Here is a 16356-nt window from a genome sequence, read left to right on the forward strand (position 1 = left end):
CGTCCTCTGCCGTGTCGCTGTTCCGAGTCAATCAGACGGTAGGCCAAGAAAACAATCAAGCGTGATTGATTTTTTAGTGCCGGACTGGCAGGGTGCAGCCATGACCCAAGCGCAGGGCGTACCCCCGCACGCATCCCCGGGCGGGCCGCTGCGGATCGGCAACGCCTCCGGCTTCTACGGCGATCGCTTCGCGGCGGTCCGCGAGATGCTGGAGGGCGGTCCGCTGGACGTGCTCACCGGCGACTATCTGGCCGAGCTGACCATGCTGATCCTGGGGCGGAGCCGGCTGAAGGACCCCGGCGCCGGCTACGCGGGCACCTTCCTCCGGCAGATGGAGGACACCCTCGGTCTGGCCGTCGAACGCGGGACGAAGATCGTCACCAATGCGGGCGGACTCAACCCCCGGGGCCTCGCCGACCGGTTGCGGGAGCTGGCCGAACGGCTCGGGGTGCGGGTCGAGATCGCCCACGTGGAGGGCGACGACCTGCTCGGCCGGGCCAAGGAGCTGGGGTTCGGCGACTCCCGGTACGGAGATCCCCTGACGGCCAACGCGTACCTGGGGGCGTGGGGCATCGCCGAATGCCTGCGCGCGGGGGCGGACCTCGTGGTGACCGGACGGGTGACCGACGCGTCTCTGGTGGTCGGCCCGGCGGGCGCGCACTTCGGCTGGCGGCGGGACGACTGGGACGCCCTCGCCGGGGCCACCGTCGCCGGTCACGTGCTGGAATGCGGGACCCAGGCGACCGGCGGCAACTACGCGTTCTTCCGCGAGGTGGGGGACCTGCGCCACGCCGGGTTCCCGATCGCGGAGGTCCACCCGGACGGCTCCAGCGTCATCACCAAGCACGACGGGACGGGCGGCGCGGTCACCACCGAGACGGTCACCGCCCAGCTTCTCTACGAGATCGGCGGGCCGCGTTACGCGGGCCCCGACGTGGTCACGCGGTTCGACACGGTGCGGCTGGCGCAGGAGGGCCCCGACCGGGTGCGGATCTCCGGGGTCGTCGGTGAGCCGCCGCCCGCCACGACCAAGGTGTGCCTCAACCATCTGGGCGGTTTCCGCAACGAGATGACGTTCGTGCTCACCGGGCTGGACATCGAGGCCAAGGCCGAGCTGGCCAAGACCCAGATGGAGGCCGCGTTCGGCGACGAGCGCCCCCGCCGTGTCGAGTGGACCCTCGTCGGCGCGGCCACGACCGACCCGAGCACGCAGGGGGAGGCGACGTCGCTGCTGTGCTGCGCGGTGCTGGATCCGGCCGAGCCCAAGGTCGGGCGGGCCTTCAGCGGGGCGGTCGTCGAACTGGCCCTGGCGGGGTATCCCGGTTTCACGATGACGTCGCCTCCGGGCAAGGCCGCCCCCTACGGGGTTTACACGCCCGCGTACGTCGACAGCTCCGAGATCGAGCATGTGGCGGTGCTCCCGGACGGGACCCGTACCGTGATCCCGCCCGTACCCGCCGATCCGGTGGACTCGCCGTTGGACGCCCGACTCCCCGAGCCGTACGACGACGGGGTGCCCACCGTCAGGGTGCCGTTGGGCCGGGTGGCGGGTGCGCGCAGCGGCGACAAGGGCGGCGACGCCAACATCGGCGTGTGGGCCCGGACCGACGCGCAATGGCGCTGGCTCGCGCACTTCCTGACCGTGGAACGGCTCCAGGAGCTGCTCCCCGAGACCCGTGACCTCGTGGTCACCCGACACGTGCTGCCCGAACTCCGCGCGGTCAACTTCGTCGCCGAGGGACTCCTGCAGGAGGGGGTCTCGGCCTCGACCCGCTTCGATCCGCAGGGCAAGGCCCTCGGCGAATGGCTGCGCTCCCGTCTCGTCGACCTTCCGGAGGCGATCCTGTGAGCGTTCTGACCAGCTCGCTCGACCCGCGCGGCCCCGAGTACCGGGAACGCCGGGAGTCCATGCTCGGCAAGTTGGCCGAGCTCGACGCCGAGCACGCCAAGGCCCTGGCGGGCGGGGGTGAGAAGTACGTCGAGAGGCACCGCAAACGCGGCAAGCTCCTGGTGCGGGAGCGGATCGAGCTGCTGATCGACCCCGACTCGCCGTTCCTGGAGCTGAGCCCGCTGGCGGCGTGGGGCTCGGACTTCCCGGTGGGCGCCAGCGTCGTGGTCGGCATCGGCGTCGTGGAGGGCGTCGAGTGCCTGATCGTGGCCAACGACCCCACCGTGCGCGGCGGCTCCAGCAACCCGTGGACGGTCAAGAAGAGCTTCCGGGCCTCCGACATCGCGCTGGAGAACCGGCTGCCGGTGATCAACCTGGTGGAGTCCGGGGGCGCGGACCTGCCGACCCAGAAGGAGATCTTCATCCCGGGCGGCCGGATGTTCCGGGACCTGACCCGGCTGTCGGCGGCGGGCATCCCGACGATCGCGCTGGTGTTCGGCAACTCCACCGCCGGGGGCGCGTACATCCCGGGCATGTGCGACCACGTCGTCATGGTCAAGGAGCGCGCCAAGGTGTTCCTCGGCGGGCCGCCGCTGGTGAAGATGGCCACCGGGGAGGAGTCCGGCGACGAGGAGCTGGGCGGCGCGGAGATGCACGCGCGGACCTCGGGCCTGGCCGACTACATGGCCGCCGACGAGGCCGACGCGCTGCGGCTCGGAAGGCAGATCGTCAAGCGGCTCAACCACCGCAAGCTCGGGCCCGCGCCGGGCCCGGTGATCGAGCCCCGGTACGACGCCGAGGAACTGGCCGGGATCGTCCCGGAGGACCTCAAGACCCCGTTCGACCCCCGTGAGGTCATCGCGCGGATCGTGGACGGCTCGGAGTTCGACGAGTTCAAGCCGCTGTACGGGACCAGCCTGGTCACCGGATGGGCCCGGCTGCACGGCTACCCGGTCGGCATCCTGGCCAACGCGCAGGGCGTGCTGTTCAGCGCCGAGGCGCAGAAGGCGGCGCAGTTCATCCAGCTCGCCAACCAGGCCGACACGCCGCTGCTGTTCCTGCACAACACCACCGGCTACATGGTCGGCAAGGAGTACGAGCAGGGCGGCATCATCAAGCACGGCGCCCTGATGATCAACGCGGTGTCCAACAGCAGGGTCCCGCACATCTCGCTGGTGATGGGCGCGTCGTACGGGGCCGGCAACTACGGCATGTGCGGCCGGGCCTACGACCCCCGGTTCCTGTTCACCTGGCCGAGCGCGAAGTCCGCCGTCATGGGGCCGCAGCAGCTCGCCGGGGTGCTCTCCATCGTCATGCGCGGCGCGGCCGAGGCCCGCGGGCAGGTGTACGACGAGGAGGGCGACAAGGCCATGCGGGAGATGGTGGAGAACCAGATCGAGGCCGAGTCGCTGCCCTTCTTCCTGTCCGGGCGGCTGTACGACGACGGGGTGATCGACCCGCGCGACACCCGGACCGTGCTGGGGATGTGCCTGTCGGTGATCCACAACGCGCCGGTGCGCGGGGCCGACGGCTTCGGCGTCTTCCGGATGTGAGCGAGGGATGAACGCGATGATCGACACACTGCTGGTCGCCAACCGCGGGGAGATCGCCCGTCGGGTCTTCCGGAGCTGCCGCGACCTCGGCATCGGCACCGTGGCGGTGTTCTCCGACGCCGACGCGGGGGCGCCGCACGCCGCCGACGCCGACCGGTCCGTCCGGCTGCCGGGCGCGGCGCCGTCCGACACCTATCTCCGGGCCGACCTGATCATTGGGGCGGCGACGGCCGCCGGGGCGGGCGCGGTCCACCCCGGGTACGGGTTCCTGTCGGAGAACGCCGACTTCGCCCGCGCCGTCCGGGCCGCCGGGCTGGTCTGGGTGGGGCCGCCGCCGGAGGCCATCGAGGCCATGGGCTCCAAGGTCGCGGCCAAGAAGCTGATGGCGGACGCGGGCGTGCCCGTACTGCCGGAGCTGGACCCGGACGCGGTCACCGAGGCCGACCTGCCGATCCTGGTGAAGGCGTCGGCGGGCGGCGGGGGACGCGGCATGCGCGTCGTTCAGACCCTCGCGGAGCTGCCGGACGCGGTGACCGGCGCGGCGCGGGAGGCGCAGTCGGCCTTCGGCGATCCGGCCGTGTTCTGCGAGCCGCTGCTGACGGGCGCCCGGCACATCGAGGTGCAGATCCTGGCGGACCGGCACGGCACGGTCTGGGCGCTGGGGGAGCGGGAGTGCTCCATCCAGCGCCGCCACCAGAAGATCGTCGAGGAGGCCCCCTCGGCCGCGGTCGGCCCGGAGCTGCGGGCCGAACTGTGCCGGGCCGCCGTGGACGCCGCCCGCGCCATCGGTTACGAGGGCGCGGGGACCGTGGAGTTCCTGCTCGCGGCCGACGGCCGGTTCTTCTTCCTGGAGGTCAACACCCGGCTTCAGGTCGAGCACCCGGTCACCGAGTGCGTGTACGGCGTGGACCTCGTTCGGCTGCAGATCGAGGTGGCCGAGGGCGCGCGGCTCCCGGCCGCGCCGCCGGAGCCGCGCGGCCACGCCATCGAGGTGCGGTTGTATGCCGAGGACCCGGCTCAGGACTGGCTGCCGTCGAGCGGCGCCCTGCACGCCTTCGAGGTGCCCGGCGTCGATTCCGTCTTCGCCGTCCCCGACGGGTACGGGCTGCGGCTCGACAGCGGGGTGGAGTCCGGTGGGGAGGTCGGCGTCCACTATGACCCGATGCTCGCCAAGGTCATCGCCTGGGCCCCGACGCGTACGGCGGCGGCGCGCAGGCTCGCGGCGGCGCTGCGGGGCGCCCGCGTCCACGGGTTGACCACCAACCGCGACCTGCTGGTGCGGATCCTCACCGAACGGTGCTTCCTGGCCGCCGAGACCGACACCGGCTACCTCGACCGGCACCCGCCGTTCGGGGGCGCGGAGGCCGGGTGCGCCGTCGATCTGGCCGCGCCGCTGGCCTCTCCCGAGACCGTACGACTGTCGGCGCTGGCCGCCGCGCTCGCCGACGCCGACGCCAACCGCGGGTCGGCCGCCGCGCTGGGCGGGATGCCGTCGGGCTGGCGCAACGTGCCGTCCCAGCCGCAGCGCAAGACGTACGAGGGCCCGGACGGCGAGATCGAGGTCGCCTACCGGCTCACCCGTGACGGCCTGGTCGCCGAGGACCATCCCGGCGTCGCCTGCCCGGCCACCGGCCCGGTCGTCACCCTGGAGGCGGGAGGCGTGCGCCACGACTTCGAGGTCCGGCGCGTGGGCGACTCCGTCTTCATCGACTCCGACCTCGGCCCGGTGACGTTGCGGGCGCTGCCCCGTTTCGTCGACCCGAGCACGGCCGTGGCCCCGGGGTCGCTGCTGGCGCCGATGCCGGGCACGGTGGTGCGGGTCGAGGTGGAGCGCGGCGCGTCGGTCGCGGACGGGCAGGTGCTGGTGGTGCTGGAGGCGATGAAGATGGAGCACCGCATCGCCGCCCCGTCCGCCGGCGTCGTCGCCGAACTGAACGTGAGTGAAGGACAGCAGGTCGAGGCCGGTGCCGTCCTCGCCGTCATCGCAGAGGAGACCCCCCAGTGAGCTACACCGAGTCCGAGGAGCGGCGCGCCCTGCGAGCGGCCGTCGCCGAGCTGGGCGCCAAGTACGGCCCCTCCTACTACGTCGCCAAGTCCCGGGCGGGGGAGAAGACCGACGAGCTGTGGAACGAGGCCGGGGCGCTCGGCTACCTGGGCGTCAACGTCCCCGAGGAGTACGGGGGCGGGGGCGGCGGCATCGGCGACCTGGCCGCCGTGTGCGAGGAACTGGCCGCCGCGGGCTGTCCGCTGCTGCTGATGGTGGTGTCCCCGGCGATCTGCGCCACGATCATCGCCCGGTCCGGCACCGAGGCTCAGAAGAAGCACTGGCTGCCGAGGTTCGCCGACGGGTCGGTCAAGATGGCCTTCGCCATCACGGAGCCGGACGCCGGCTCCAACGCCCACCGGATCACCACCCAGGCGCGCCGCGACGGCGACGGGTGGGTCATCAACGGCCAGAAGACCTTCATCTCCGGGGTCGACGAGGCCGACGCCGTGCTGTTCGTCAGCCGCACCGAGGACCAGAAGGGCAATCTGCGTCCCTCCCTGTTCATCGTGCCGACCGACACCCCGGGCTTCACCTGGACGCCGATCGAAATGGAGATCGTCTCCCCGGAGAAGCAGTTCGTCTGCCATCTGGACGACGTCCGGCTGCCGTACGAGGCGCTGGTGGGCGACGAGGACGGCGGGCTGCTCCAGTTGTTCGCCGGCCTCAACCCCGAACGGATCATGGCCTCCGCGATGGGCGCCGGGATCGGCCGCCTCGCCCTGTCCAAGGCCGTCGACTACGCCAAGGACCGCCAGGTCTTCAAGGTGCCGATCGGGGCCCACCAGGGCCTCGCCCACCCGCTCGCGGCCGCCAAGGTCGAGCTGGAACTGGGCCGGCTGATGGCGCAGAAGGCCGCCTCGCTGTACGACGCGGGCGACGACATGGGGGCGGCCGAGGCCGCCAACATGGCCAAGTACGCCACCGCCGAGGCCGCCATCCACTGCGTCGACCAGGCCATCCAGACCCACGGCGGCAACGGCCTCACCACCGAGTACGGCGTCGGCATGCTCGCCGGCGTGGTCCGTCTGATGCGGATCGCGCCGGTCAGCCGGGAGATGATCCTCAACTTCGTCGCCCAGCATTCCCTGGGGCTCCCCAAGTCCTACTGAGCACGGCCCGCCCTCCTCGCCGGAGCGGCCCGGCACATCCCGGGCCGCTTCGGCATTTCGCAGGTCAAAGGTCGCCCGCGGGCCCGGCCGACGCCGGTGACGGCCACACCGTGCCGGTGACCATGGCGGACTCCACCGGGTACGGCGAGGTTCACGCCGCAGGCGTGAACGGCCTCGGCCGGCCGGAGCGATTCAGCCTGGGACTCGGGACGCTTTCCGGTGGTGCGGGGCCGGCGCCTGAGGGCGGGGGCGCAGGGCGCCGGCGGACAGGGTCATGAGGACGACCACTCCGGTGATCAGGCCGAAGGCGGTCGGGTAGGAGAGGGTGCCGGCGGCCCAGCCCGTGACGGCCGGGGCGGTCAGGCCGGAGAGGTAGGTGATCGTGGCGACTCCCGCCACCCCCTCGCCGGGGGTCGACCCCGTGGCGCCCGCCGCCGCGAAGACCAGGGGGACGATCGTCGCGACGCCGATGCCGAGGAGGGCGAAGCCGGCGATGCCGAGTCCCGGTGTGCGGGCGGCCACGACCAGGACGCCTCCCACGGCGGCCGTCAGGCCCCCGTACCGGACCGTCGCCACCGGTCCGAGGCGTCGTACCAGTCGATCTCCGACCAGGCGGGTGGCGGCCATACAGCACATGAAGATCGCGTAGGTGGCGGCGGCCACGCCGGGGCCGGCCCCGGCCACCTCGGTGAGGTAGACCGCGGCCCAGTTCGCGCTCGCCCCCTCGGCGAAGGTGCCGCAGAAGCCGACGATCCCGATGGCCAGCACGGCCCGGGTCGGCAGGGCGAAACGGCGCGGGGGCGCGGAGGCGGCGGCCTGCGGGCCGACGAACAGGGCCCGGCCCACCACGACACCCGCCGCCAGCAGGAACAGCGCGACCAGCCCCAGGTGCAGCCGGGCATCGACCCGCGCGTGGGCCGCCATCGCCCCGACCCCGCCCGCGAGCAGGCTGCCCACGCACCACATGCCGTGCAGCCCGGACATGATCGGGCGGCGCAGATGCCGTTCGAGCGTCACCGCCTCGCCGTTCATCACCACGTCGCACATGCCCGCGATCGCGCCGTACAGGAGCATCACCGCGAAGAACCCGGCGGGTGCGGGCGCGAGGGCGGGCAGCGCCAGGACCGCGCACCACAGCGCCAACAGGATCCGGGTGGCCGCGCGGCCGCCGATCCGGTGGGCGAGGCGGCTCGCGGTGGGCATCCCGAGAAAGGCCCCGATGGACGGGCACAGCAGGGCGAGGCCGAGGACGCCGGGGCCGAGGTCGAAACGGTCCTGAATCCAGGGGATGCGGGTGGCGAGCGTCCCGGACACGGCCCCGTGCACGGCGAACACGGCGGCGATGGCGCGATGGTGACTCATGCGCCAGGAAACTAACAGGCAGGCTCCCTGATGAAAAGAGGATATCTAGCAGGGGCCCTGACTAATATGGCCCCGTGAAGACCGCCACCCCGACCCTGGCCCGCGCGATCAACGACCGGCTCGCCCTGGACCTGCTGCTGGAGCGGGGGCCGCTGACCGCGCCGCAACTGCGCACGCTGACGGGTCTGTCCCGGCCCACCGTGTCCGACCTGATCGAACGGCTGCGCGTCGACGGGCTGATCGAGGTGACCGGCGAGACCGGGGAGGACCGCCGGGGCCCCAACGCCCGCCTGTACGGGGTCGTGGCGGGCCGCGCCCATCTCGCCGGGGTGGACGTGCGCCGGGACGCCGTCCACGTCACGGTGGCCGACCTCGCGGGCGGCGTCGTGGACGCCGTCACCCGTCCACTCCCGCCGTCGCCCGACCTGGCCGCCGTCATCGCGGAGACGGTCGCCGAGGCCGCAGGCGGTCGCGCGCTGAACACCGTCGTGCTCGGAGCCCCCGGCCTGGTCCATCCGCGCACCGGCCTGACGACCGACAGCGGCGTGCCCGGCTGGCGCGCGGACCTCCTCCCGGTGATCCGCGACATGCTGGGCGTCCGTGTGCTGCTGGAGAACGAGGTCAACCTGGCCGCCATCGCCGAGCACCGGGTCGGCGCGGCGGCGGGCCACGACGACTTCGCGCTGCTGTGGCTGGACGACGGCGTCGGCGGGGCCGTCGTCCTGGACGGCAGACTCCGACGCGGCGCCTCCGGCGGCGCGGGCGAGGTGGGGCTCCTCCGGTTCGAGGGCCGGGAGTTCTGCTCACTGCTGGAGGCCGACGTCGTGCGCGACCTCGCCCCCGGCGTCATCGCGGACCGCATCGTCCAATGCGTCTTCACACTCGTCGCGGTCCTGGACCCCGGTCTCGTCGTCCTCGGCGGCGCCACCGGCCGCAGAGGCGGCGAGGAACTGGCGACCCTGGTCGCCCGGCGCCTCCACGACCTGTCGCCCGCACCGACCCGGGTCCGCCCGAGCGCGATGGAGGGCAACGCCGTCCTGCAGGGAGCGGTCCTGACGGCCCTCGACCTCACCCGGGACACCGTCTTCGGCGGCACCTGATCCGCCCGCCGAGCCACTGCGCTCCGCTCTGTAGGAGCGTCGGGGCCGGCCCCGACCTGGCTTCGGACGACGATGCCGGCGGCTGACCCGGTCCGATGGTCATTGAGGCGTCGCCCCGTTCGGCCCGGCCCTGCCGGCGGTCAGGGCGGCCCTGCCCCGGGTCGTGAGGCGGGGCAGGGCCGCCCTTTAGGAACGGCGCGGGCCCCGCGACGACGCCATCAGCGGCGGTTGATGCGGTCCGACTGAGGACCCGCGCCGTTGGGCCCCGCCCTGGACCGGGACGACGTGTCAGCAGTGGCTGACGCGTCCGCAGGCCGGTCGAACGGGTGACGAGCCGTCGCGCTCCTCTTTATCGGAGTGGTGGAGTGGTGCCGAACGATGCCGTCGGTGGCCGGCGGGTCCGAGGGGACGGTGGCCCGGACGGTGTCCGCCCGCTGGGCCCTACTTAGGTGGGTGATACGGGTCGGCCGTGGCTGTGGGTGGGTGCGTTGCGTCGGCGGTTCGTTAGGGCCATCCCCCTCCGAGGCCCCGGCAGGGCGTCGGGCCGTTCGGTGTCGCTCTGCGGGTAGGGGCGGACCCTGGAGCCGACATGGAACGTCGTTGTCGGCGGCTGATGGGGCGGCGAGCCGGCTGTTCTCGGTGTTGGGAGCCGGCCCGGAACGGTGTCGTTCGGTCGGTGATGTGCGGGCCTCAGTGGTGGGTCGGTAGGGCGTCGAGTTGTTCGGGCAGGGGGGAAGGGGCGGAGAGGCGGTTGTCGACTTCCAGGTGGGGGACCGGCGGAGGGATGCCGGGGCGCATTCGGGTGAGGAAGGCGTCGAAGGCGGCCAGTTTGCCCGTGTCGCGGGGGAGGCCCCGGGTGGTGAGACGGTGGTGGAGGGTCTCGACGTCGGTGCGGATCCAGACGAGGTGGACCGGGGGGCCGCCCAGCTCCGTGACCCAGGCGTGCCACCGTTCGGCCGAGTGGATCTGCGCGGTGAAGGGGGCGCTGAGCAGGACCGGGCAGCCGTGGGAGCGGATCTGGCGGGCGGCGCCGACCATGCCGTCGTACTCGTGTCGCTTGACGTGCTCGTCGTACCACGGGCCCTCGCGCTCGCCCGGGGCACGGTGGTGCGCGGCCAGGGTGGCGGCGACGAACGAGCCGTACAGGACGTCCTTGTCGAGCAGCGCCGGGACGGGGTCGAGTCGGGCGAGGAGGGCCTCGGCGACGGTGGTCTTGCCGCTGCCGGGCGGTCCGGCCACGACCCACACGGCGGCGGGCGGTCGGGCGGTCCCGGTCATGCGGGGATGCGCAGGGTCCGGGTGGCGAGGCGGGCGATGCGTTCCTCGTCGATCTCGTGGCCGAGGCCCGGCTGGGTCAGCGGGACGCCCACGACACCCCCGGAGGAGCGCACCGGCGGGGACACGAAGGCGGGGCCGCCGGCGGGGTCGGTGACGTCGCTGGGCAGCGTGCAGCCGGGCAGGCTCGCGAGGGCGACCGCCGCCGCCTGCCCGATGCCGAACGCGCCCGACCCGCCGCACCACACGTCCCATCCCGCGGCGTAGGCGCGGTCATGGGCGCCCCGGGCCGCGGTGAGCCCGCCGAACCGGCGGATGCTCAGGTTGAGGGCGCGGCCCGCCTCCTGGCGGAGGGCGGCGTCGAGCATGTCCAGGTCGCCGATCCGCGGGGCCACCGCGGCGGTGAGCCGCTGTTGCAGCCGGGCGTGGGCCGCGAGATCGCCGGGGGCGAAGGGGCGTTCGAGCGCCAGCAGGCCGTAGGCGTCGAGCGCGTTCAGGGCGTCGAGGTCCTCCGGCGACTCGGTGTAGGCGCCACCGGCGTCGGCCACCACGGCCAAGGCGGGGAAGGCCGCGCGCAGCGCACGCATCGGCTCGATGTCCCAGCCCGGCGCGATCCTGACGGTGACCCGGGTATGGCCGCCGCCCACGGCCTGGTTGACGCGGGTCACGAGCGTGTCGACGAGGAAGGGCTCGGTGTCGATCCGGGCGCCCGTGACGATGGAGGTGCGGGTGCCGCCGAGGGCGTGGGCGAGGGGCAGGCCCCTGGCCCGGCACCACAGGTCCCAACAGGCGACGTCGACGGCGGCGGCCGCCCGACGGGTGCCGAACTCGGTGGTGGCCGAGACGTCCTCGGGCCGTTCCCAGTCCAGCCCCAGCAGCGCGGGGGCGAGGCGTTCCTCGATGTCGGCCCAGGTGGTGTCGGCGGGCTCGGGGAAGGCGGCCTCACCCCAGCCCACCGAGCCGTCCTCGCCGGTCAGCCTGACGAGCACGCTCTGCGGGCGCCTTCCGCGTGGCATCGCCACCCTGAAGGCGTCGCAGCCCTGAACACGGGGCACCGGCGCCGCCCTTCCGTTCGTTCCGCCTGTCTCCTTCCATGATCCCCCCTCGGGAGGAGCGAAACGGACCGGACGGAGCTCCGGGACGGTCTCAGGCGGCCGTCCCGGGGGCGCTGAGCGCCCGCTCGACCAGGGCGGCGGCGTCCTCCAGGTCGGCGGCCGGGGCGATCCGGTCGGCCCAGGACCACCAGAACCAGCGGTCGTCCCCGCCCTGGCACAGGACCGTTCCGAAGCGCTCCGGGTCGGTGCGGTTGAGGACCTCCAGCCGCGGCGTGCCCGCGGTGACGATCATCGTGAGAAAGCCGCGGGCGGTCAGCGCCCGGCCGAGATCGTCCAGATGGGCGAGGTCGACGCGTTCCTCGCTGATCGTCCGTGCCATCGCTGCCCCCCAGTGTGGTGTGCTTGCGTACATGTGGTAGGACGCGTACCGATGGCCACCGGTTTGCCCGGTCAAGGACTCATCACCATCGCGACACCCTCCGAAGGACCGCCGGGCCCCGCGATTGATCTCCGTCTCGCGGGTAGGGCCCCTGCCACCGGCACGGACGGAAGGGGGAGGCCATGACCGAGCGCGACCCGCGGTCCCGGTTCGAGGACGAGGGCATACCCGACCTGCAGGACGGCACCCCGGAGCAGCAGTGGGCCGAGGACCCGCAGGAGATGGCGCTGCCGGGCGAACGGCCGGTGGGTGTCGAGCAGTACGGCACCACCGCCGACGAGCAGACCTCGGGCGAGTCCCTGGACCACAAGCTGGACCGGGAACGGCCCGACGAGGGCGTGGAACGGCCCGACACCTCCCGGACCGCGGGACGGATCGTCGAGGAGGACGAGGGGGCCCGCCCCGATCGCGAGAAGGACAACGTGGCCGACGACGTCGGCCCCGACTCCGGCGGCTTCACGGTCGAGGAGGACGCGATGCGGATCGAGGAGCAGTGACCGTCACCGGCGGGTGAGGCGCAGCCGGCGTCGGGGGTACCCGCCGTCGGCCAGGCCCGCCAGCCGTTCGAACGGGTTGTAGGAGGCGTGGTCGCCGCACAGCGCCAGCGACACCCCGGCGCACACCAGATACGGCACGATCATGACGGGGCCCAGACAGCACGCGTACTGGGTGGCGTGTCGGGCCTCGTGGTCCAGCAGCGTCGGCCGCCGTTCGAGCACCGACCCGTCCCCCCGGACCATGATGACGTTGCCGACCGTGAACGCCGTGGCGACCGGCAGCGGCAGTCGGTAGCCGGTGCCGATCAGCAGGCCCCGCGGCCCGCGTCGCACCCCGCCCGAGCAGGCCCGGGCCAGGAGCAGGCCCAGCGGCGTGGACAGGTTCACGACGTTGACCCACTGCCGAAGACGGTGCCGTCGCCGCATGCCCGACCTCCGGGATCGTTGGGGCCGGACGTCAGGAGGGGCAGGAGTCGTCGAGCGAGACCGGCTTGGCCTGCGGCTCCGGCGTGCTCGGAGCGCCGGTGGAGGGTGTCGAGGGCCGGGTCGAGGGGCGTGGGGACGTGGGCGCGGCGGCGACGCGGCCCTCGCTGGAGGCGATGGCCCGCGAGGTCAGCGACCGGATCAGCGGGAAGTCGGGGGAGCCGACGCTGATCAGCGGCGGCACGAACTGCAGACTGCTGATCTTGGAGCCGTCGCGCATCTCGCCCGACAGCTTCACGAACGCCGGCAGCAGGTCGGCCGGGATGTCGGTGGAGACCGCCCGGCGGGCGGCGGCGGCCAACTGGTCGAACCGCGTCAGCACGCGGGCCGGGTCGGCCTGCCGGGCCACCGCGCGCAGCAGGCACTTCTGCCGGCCCATCCGGGTGTAGTCGTCGCTGTTGGTGCGCGACCGCCCGAACCACAGGGCCTCCTTGCCGGTCAGGGTGCGGGTGCCCGCCTTGACCCGGCCCTCGTTGAGCTTCCCGTAGATGATGTCCTCGGGGACGGTCATCCGGACGCCGCCCACGGCGTCGATGATGTCGGCGAAGCCCCGCATGTCGACCAGGATGTAGTGGTCGACCCGCAGGCCGACGATCCCGCCGATGGTGCCCTTGAGCAGCTCGGGGCCGCGGCGCTCCTTGGGGACCCCGGGAACGACGTCGGGGTGGTTCTCGGCGTACTCGTACACCTCGTTGAGCAGCCCCGGGCTCTGCGGGCCGTCACCGGTGAACCCGTAGGGGAACCGGTCGCGCGCCGGCCCCGGGGGCATCGGGAAGCCCTCCAGGTTGCGCGGCAGGCTCAGCAGCACCGTGTCGCCCGTCTCGGTGTCCATGCTGGCCAGCGTCATGCTGTCGGTGCGCACGCCGACCCGGTTGGGGCCGGAGTCCCCGCCGAGCAGCAGCACGTTCACCCGGCGCTGCCCGTCCCAGGGATCGTCCTTGTCGATCTCCCGGCCGCCCGTCCCCGCCTGGAAGATGTCCGACAGGGTGTCGTTGGTGACCTGGCCGAGGTGGGCGGCGTACGCCAGCGGCAGCGCCACCAGCACGCACAGCACGCCCACGGCGGCGCCGCCGACGGTGCGGGTCACCGCGGTCAGCCCGCCCGGCCGGACGATGGCGTACGACCGGATCACGACCGCGGCCCACACCAGCCCGACCACCAGCAGGCCCACGGTGATGCGGGTGAGCCACTCCGGCTGGACGGCGATGGTCTCCAGGCTGCCCCGGAAGACGGTCACCGTGACGACGACCACGGACACCAGCGCGGTGAACAGGGCCATCAGCAGGGCCCCGGTCACGCGGCGGCCGGCCCACAGATGGGCCACCCCCCACAGGACCCCCGAGGCGAGCGTCAGCCCCAGGGCCCGCGGCAGGCTGCTCGCGGCCTCGCGTTCTCGGCGGGCCGCCGCCCTGGAAGCGGCGCGGCCGCCGGCCGCTCTCCTCGCCATATGTGCTCCGATCCCCGACGCACGGTGAAATAAGCCACCCGCCTACCTACTGGACGCGCAAGACCGGCCGACGGGTTGCGTGGTAGTGGACCGAACGCGAACTGTCACCGCACTTGGTGCACGTGTGGGCAAGAATACGCAATTGGGCGGAGGATGATCCGCGCGACTCGGAAGCCGCGGTGGTGACGCCCCGGGTCGGCCGGGGTCGAAGCCTGTGCCCAGGGAGCCGCGAGAGCGACGAGGGCGGCCGGCGCGGGCGCCGGGCCCCCCGACACGGGACCGGGGACGTCGAGGCGCCCCCGTGGCCGCTCAGGGGCGCGCCGGCTCACCAACTGGTGGCCAGCGGCATGCCCTCCGCGTAGCCCGATGTGCCCTGGACGCCGACCAGCGCCCGCACGTGGAACTCCTCCAGGCTTCGCGCACCGGCGTACGTGCAGGAGCTGCGCAGCCCCGCGACGATGGTGTCCACCAGATCCTCCACGCCGGGGCGCTGGGGGTCCAGGAACATCCGCGAGGTCGAGATGCCCTCCTCGAACAGCGCCTTGCGGGCCCGGTCGAACGGCGAGTCCTCCGCCGTCCGCAGCCGGACGGCCCGCGCCGAGGCCATGCCGAAGCTCTCCTTGTAGAGCCGCCCGTCCGCGCTCCGCTGGACGTCGCCGGGGGACTCGTAGGTGCCGGCGAACCAGGAGCCCACCATCACGTTGGCCGCCCCCGCCGCCAGCGCCAACGCGACGTCGCGGGGGTGCCGGACGCCGCCGTCGGCCCAGACGTGGCGGCCCAGCCGGCGCGCCTCGGTCGCGCACTCCAGCACGGCGGAGAACTGCGGCCGGCCCACGCCGGTCATCATCCGGGTGGTGCACATCGCGCCGGGGCCCACCCCGACCTTGACGATGTCGGCTCCCGCCTCGACGAGGTCGCGGACCCCCTCGGCGGTGACCACGTTGCCCGCCGCCACGGGCACCGCCGGGCGCAGCGCCCGCACCGCCGCCAGCGCGGCGATCATCTTCTCCTGGTGGCCGTGCGCGGTGTCGACCACCAGCAGGTCGGCCCCGGCCTCCAGCAGCGCCGCGGCCTTGCCCGCGACGTCGCCGTTCACCCCGACCGCCGCGGCGATGCGCAGCCGTCCGCGATCGTCGACGGCGGGCGCGTAGAGGGTGGCGCGCAGGGCGTTGGTCCGGGTCAGGACGCCGGTCAGCCGCCCGTCCGCGTCGACCACGGGGGCCAGCCGGTGCCCGCGGTCGTGCAGCCGGCCGAACGCCTCACGCGGGTCGACCGTGTCGGGCAGTGTGACCAGGTCGCGGGACATGATGTCGCGCAGTTGCGCGAAGCGGTCCACGCCCTGGCAGTCGGCCTCGGTCACCACTCCGACGGGACGATCGTCCTCGACCACGATGACCGCGCCGTGGGCCCGCTTGTGCAGCAGGCCGAGGGCCTCCCCGGCGGTGCCGGCGGGGGCCAGCCGGATCGGGGTGTCGAAGACCAGGTGCCGCCGCTTGACCCAGTCGATCACGTCCGCCACGACCTCGACGGGGATGTCCTGCGGGATCACCGCCAACCCGCCGCGGCGGGCGATGGTCTCGGCCATCCGGCGGCCCGACACCGCGGTCATGTTGGCCACCACGAGCGGGATCGTCGTCCCGCTGCCGTCGACGGTGGCCAGGTCGACCTCGAGCCGGGACCCGACCGCCGAGCGGCGGGGGACCATGAAGACGTCGTTGTAGGTCAGGTCGTGAGCGAGGCGCTCACCGTTCAGCAGTCGCACGGCGGTGGACACACCAATCTCGCCATAATCTCGCCATCTCGTCGGAGTCTTCAGTCTAGAAGCCCCGGACGGGTGGCCCCGCCGCGCCGGGGGCGCTCGGAGCGGCGGGGCGGTCCGCCATGACAGGACCCTGACCGGCGGGTGAGACCCGCCTTACGTTACGGGGGATCCTGACCGGGTTGTGAAGTTCCACATGCCCTACGGCATGGCGTGATCGTGAGATTTCACCGGTTCTCGGGTTACCTCTTGACGAAAATGCTGCATCATTGCACTTTTCTTACAAGTGCCTCAGGCGGTCGGCCGTCCCCTCGAACGAGGCGGCACGTGAACACCGGGAGC

At 73.2% G+C, this 16356-nt stretch carries 13 protein-coding genes; 6 read left to right on the forward strand and 7 right to left on the reverse strand.

Translation table 11 applies throughout. The annotated features are described in order from the left end of the window. Window positions 1-100 precede the first annotated feature (100 nt). Genes DFJ69_RS27630 through DFJ69_RS27645 form a run of 4 tightly spaced genes read left to right on the forward strand, consistent with a single transcriptional unit; the run spans window position 101 to window position 6597 of the window. The gene (locus tag DFJ69_RS27630) at window positions 101-1849 is read left to right on the forward strand and encodes an acyclic terpene utilization AtuA family protein (RefSeq protein WP_116025281.1); all 1749 of its coding nucleotides are present in this window, start codon (window positions 101-103) and stop codon (window positions 1847-1849) included. Continuing rightward, window positions 1846-3441 (forward strand): acyl-CoA carboxylase subunit beta, encoded by a 1596-nt coding sequence (locus DFJ69_RS27635; protein WP_116025282.1) that lies wholly within the window; start codon window positions 1846-1848, stop codon window positions 3439-3441. Before DFJ69_RS27630 ends, DFJ69_RS27635 begins: the two co-directional genes overlap by 4 nt. Before the next feature lie 16 nt (window positions 3442-3457). Continuing rightward, on the forward strand, window positions 3458-5446 hold the full coding sequence (locus DFJ69_RS27640) for an acetyl/propionyl/methylcrotonyl-CoA carboxylase subunit alpha (RefSeq protein WP_116025283.1): 1989 nt from the start codon (window positions 3458-3460) through the stop codon (window positions 5444-5446). Continuing rightward, window positions 5443-6597: an acyl-CoA dehydrogenase family protein gene (locus DFJ69_RS27645; RefSeq protein WP_116025284.1), complete on the forward strand. Its 1155-nt coding sequence runs from the start codon at window positions 5443-5445 to the stop codon at window positions 6595-6597. Before DFJ69_RS27640 ends, DFJ69_RS27645 begins: the two co-directional genes overlap by 4 nt. Before the next feature lie 192 nt (window positions 6598-6789). Here DFJ69_RS27645 and DFJ69_RS27650 read toward each other — a convergent pair whose 3' ends face one another. Continuing rightward, on the reverse strand, window positions 6790-7959 hold the full coding sequence (locus tag DFJ69_RS27650) for an MFS transporter (RefSeq protein WP_116025285.1): 1170 nt from the start codon (window positions 7957-7959) through the stop codon (window positions 6790-6792). A gap of 74 nt (window positions 7960-8033) precedes the next feature. On the opposite strand from DFJ69_RS27650, the gene DFJ69_RS27655 reads away from it, so the two are divergent. Further along, window positions 8034-9059 carry an ROK family transcriptional regulator gene (locus tag DFJ69_RS27655; protein WP_116025286.1) on the forward strand — a complete coding sequence of 342 codons (1026 nt, stop codon included), beginning with the start codon at window positions 8034-8036 and terminating at the stop codon, window positions 9057-9059. A gap of 690 nt (window positions 9060-9749) precedes the next feature. On the opposite strand, the gene DFJ69_RS27660 is transcribed toward DFJ69_RS27655, so the two are convergent. The 3 genes from DFJ69_RS27660 to DFJ69_RS27670 all read right to left on the reverse strand — a co-directional run bounded on the left by DFJ69_RS27660 (window position 9750) and on the right by DFJ69_RS27670 (window position 11768). Further along, window positions 9750-10337 carry a P-loop nucleotide/nucleoside kinase family protein gene (locus tag DFJ69_RS27660; protein ID WP_116025287.1) on the reverse strand — a complete coding sequence of 196 codons (588 nt, stop codon included), beginning with the start codon at window positions 10335-10337 and terminating at the stop codon, window positions 9750-9752. After that, complete coding sequence (locus DFJ69_RS27665) at window positions 10334-11350, reverse strand: enolase C-terminal domain-like protein (RefSeq protein ID WP_342769885.1); 1017 nt, start codon at window positions 11348-11350, stop codon at window positions 10334-10336. Before DFJ69_RS27665 ends, DFJ69_RS27660 begins: the two co-directional genes overlap by 4 nt. A 130-nt stretch (window positions 11351-11480) precedes the next feature. Beyond that, window positions 11481-11768 carry a hypothetical protein gene (locus DFJ69_RS27670; RefSeq protein ID WP_116025289.1) on the reverse strand — a complete coding sequence of 96 codons (288 nt, stop codon included), beginning with the start codon at window positions 11766-11768 and terminating at the stop codon, window positions 11481-11483. 182 nt (window positions 11769-11950) lie between these two features. Here DFJ69_RS27670 and DFJ69_RS27675 point away from each other — a divergent pair, with 182 nt between their 5' ends. Continuing rightward, complete coding sequence (locus DFJ69_RS27675; protein ID WP_116025290.1) at window positions 11951-12325, forward strand: DUF5709 domain-containing protein; 375 nt, start codon at window positions 11951-11953, stop codon at window positions 12323-12325. A gap of 3 nt (window positions 12326-12328) precedes the next feature. Here DFJ69_RS27675 and DFJ69_RS27680 read toward each other — a convergent pair whose 3' ends face one another. The 3 genes from DFJ69_RS27680 to DFJ69_RS27690 all read right to left on the reverse strand — a co-directional run bounded on the left by DFJ69_RS27680 (window position 12329) and on the right by DFJ69_RS27690 (window position 16017). Next, the gene (locus DFJ69_RS27680; RefSeq protein WP_116025291.1) at window positions 12329-12751 is read right to left on the reverse strand and encodes a hypothetical protein; all 423 of its coding nucleotides are present in this window, start codon (window positions 12749-12751) and stop codon (window positions 12329-12331) included. A gap of 31 nt (window positions 12752-12782) precedes the next feature. Further along, window positions 12783-14255, reverse strand: a complete 1473-nt coding sequence (locus DFJ69_RS27685; protein ID WP_116025292.1) for an LCP family protein — start codon at window positions 14253-14255, stop codon at window positions 12783-12785. A 325-nt stretch (window positions 14256-14580) separates the two neighbouring features. Beyond that, window positions 14581-16017, reverse strand: coding sequence for a GuaB1 family IMP dehydrogenase-related protein (locus DFJ69_RS27690; RefSeq protein ID WP_116026969.1), 1437 nt, complete (start codon window positions 16015-16017; stop codon window positions 14581-14583). Window positions 16018-16356 lie beyond the last annotated feature (339 nt).

The organism is Thermomonospora umbrina (assembly GCF_003386555.1).
In the GTDB taxonomy this organism is placed as follows: Bacteria; Actinomycetota; Actinomycetes; order Streptosporangiales; family Streptosporangiaceae; genus Thermomonospora; species Thermomonospora umbrina.

What these genes read in the sequence shown, in the direction of transcription:
- DFJ69_RS27640 (WP_116025283.1), top strand. Translation starts at nt 3,458, where the DNA reads ATGATCGACACACTGCTGGTCGCCAACCGCGGGGAGATCGCCCGTCGG.
- DFJ69_RS27630 (WP_116025281.1), top strand. Translation starts at nt 101, where the DNA reads ATGACCCAAGCGCAGGGCGTACCCCCGCACGCATCCCCGGGCGGGCCG.
- DFJ69_RS27685 (WP_116025292.1), bottom strand. Translation starts at nt 14,255, where the DNA reads ATGGCGAGGAGAGCGGCCGGCGGCCGCGCCGCTTCCAGGGCGGCGGCC.
- DFJ69_RS27660 (WP_116025287.1), bottom strand. Translation starts at nt 10,337, where the DNA reads ATGACCGGGACCGCCCGACCGCCCGCCGCCGTGTGGGTCGTGGCCGGA.
- DFJ69_RS27650 (WP_116025285.1), bottom strand. Translation starts at nt 7,959, where the DNA reads ATGAGTCACCATCGCGCCATCGCCGCCGTGTTCGCCGTGCACGGGGCC.
- DFJ69_RS27675 (WP_116025290.1), top strand. Translation starts at nt 11,951, where the DNA reads ATGACCGAGCGCGACCCGCGGTCCCGGTTCGAGGACGAGGGCATACCC.
- DFJ69_RS27680 (WP_116025291.1), bottom strand. Translation starts at nt 12,751, where the DNA reads ATGCGGCGACGGCACCGTCTTCGGCAGTGGGTCAACGTCGTGAACCTG.
- DFJ69_RS27665 (WP_342769885.1), bottom strand. Translation starts at nt 11,350, where the DNA reads ATGCCACGCGGAAGGCGCCCGCAGAGCGTGCTCGTCAGGCTGACCGGC.
- DFJ69_RS27670 (WP_116025289.1), bottom strand. Translation starts at nt 11,768, where the DNA reads ATGGCACGGACGATCAGCGAGGAACGCGTCGACCTCGCCCATCTGGAC.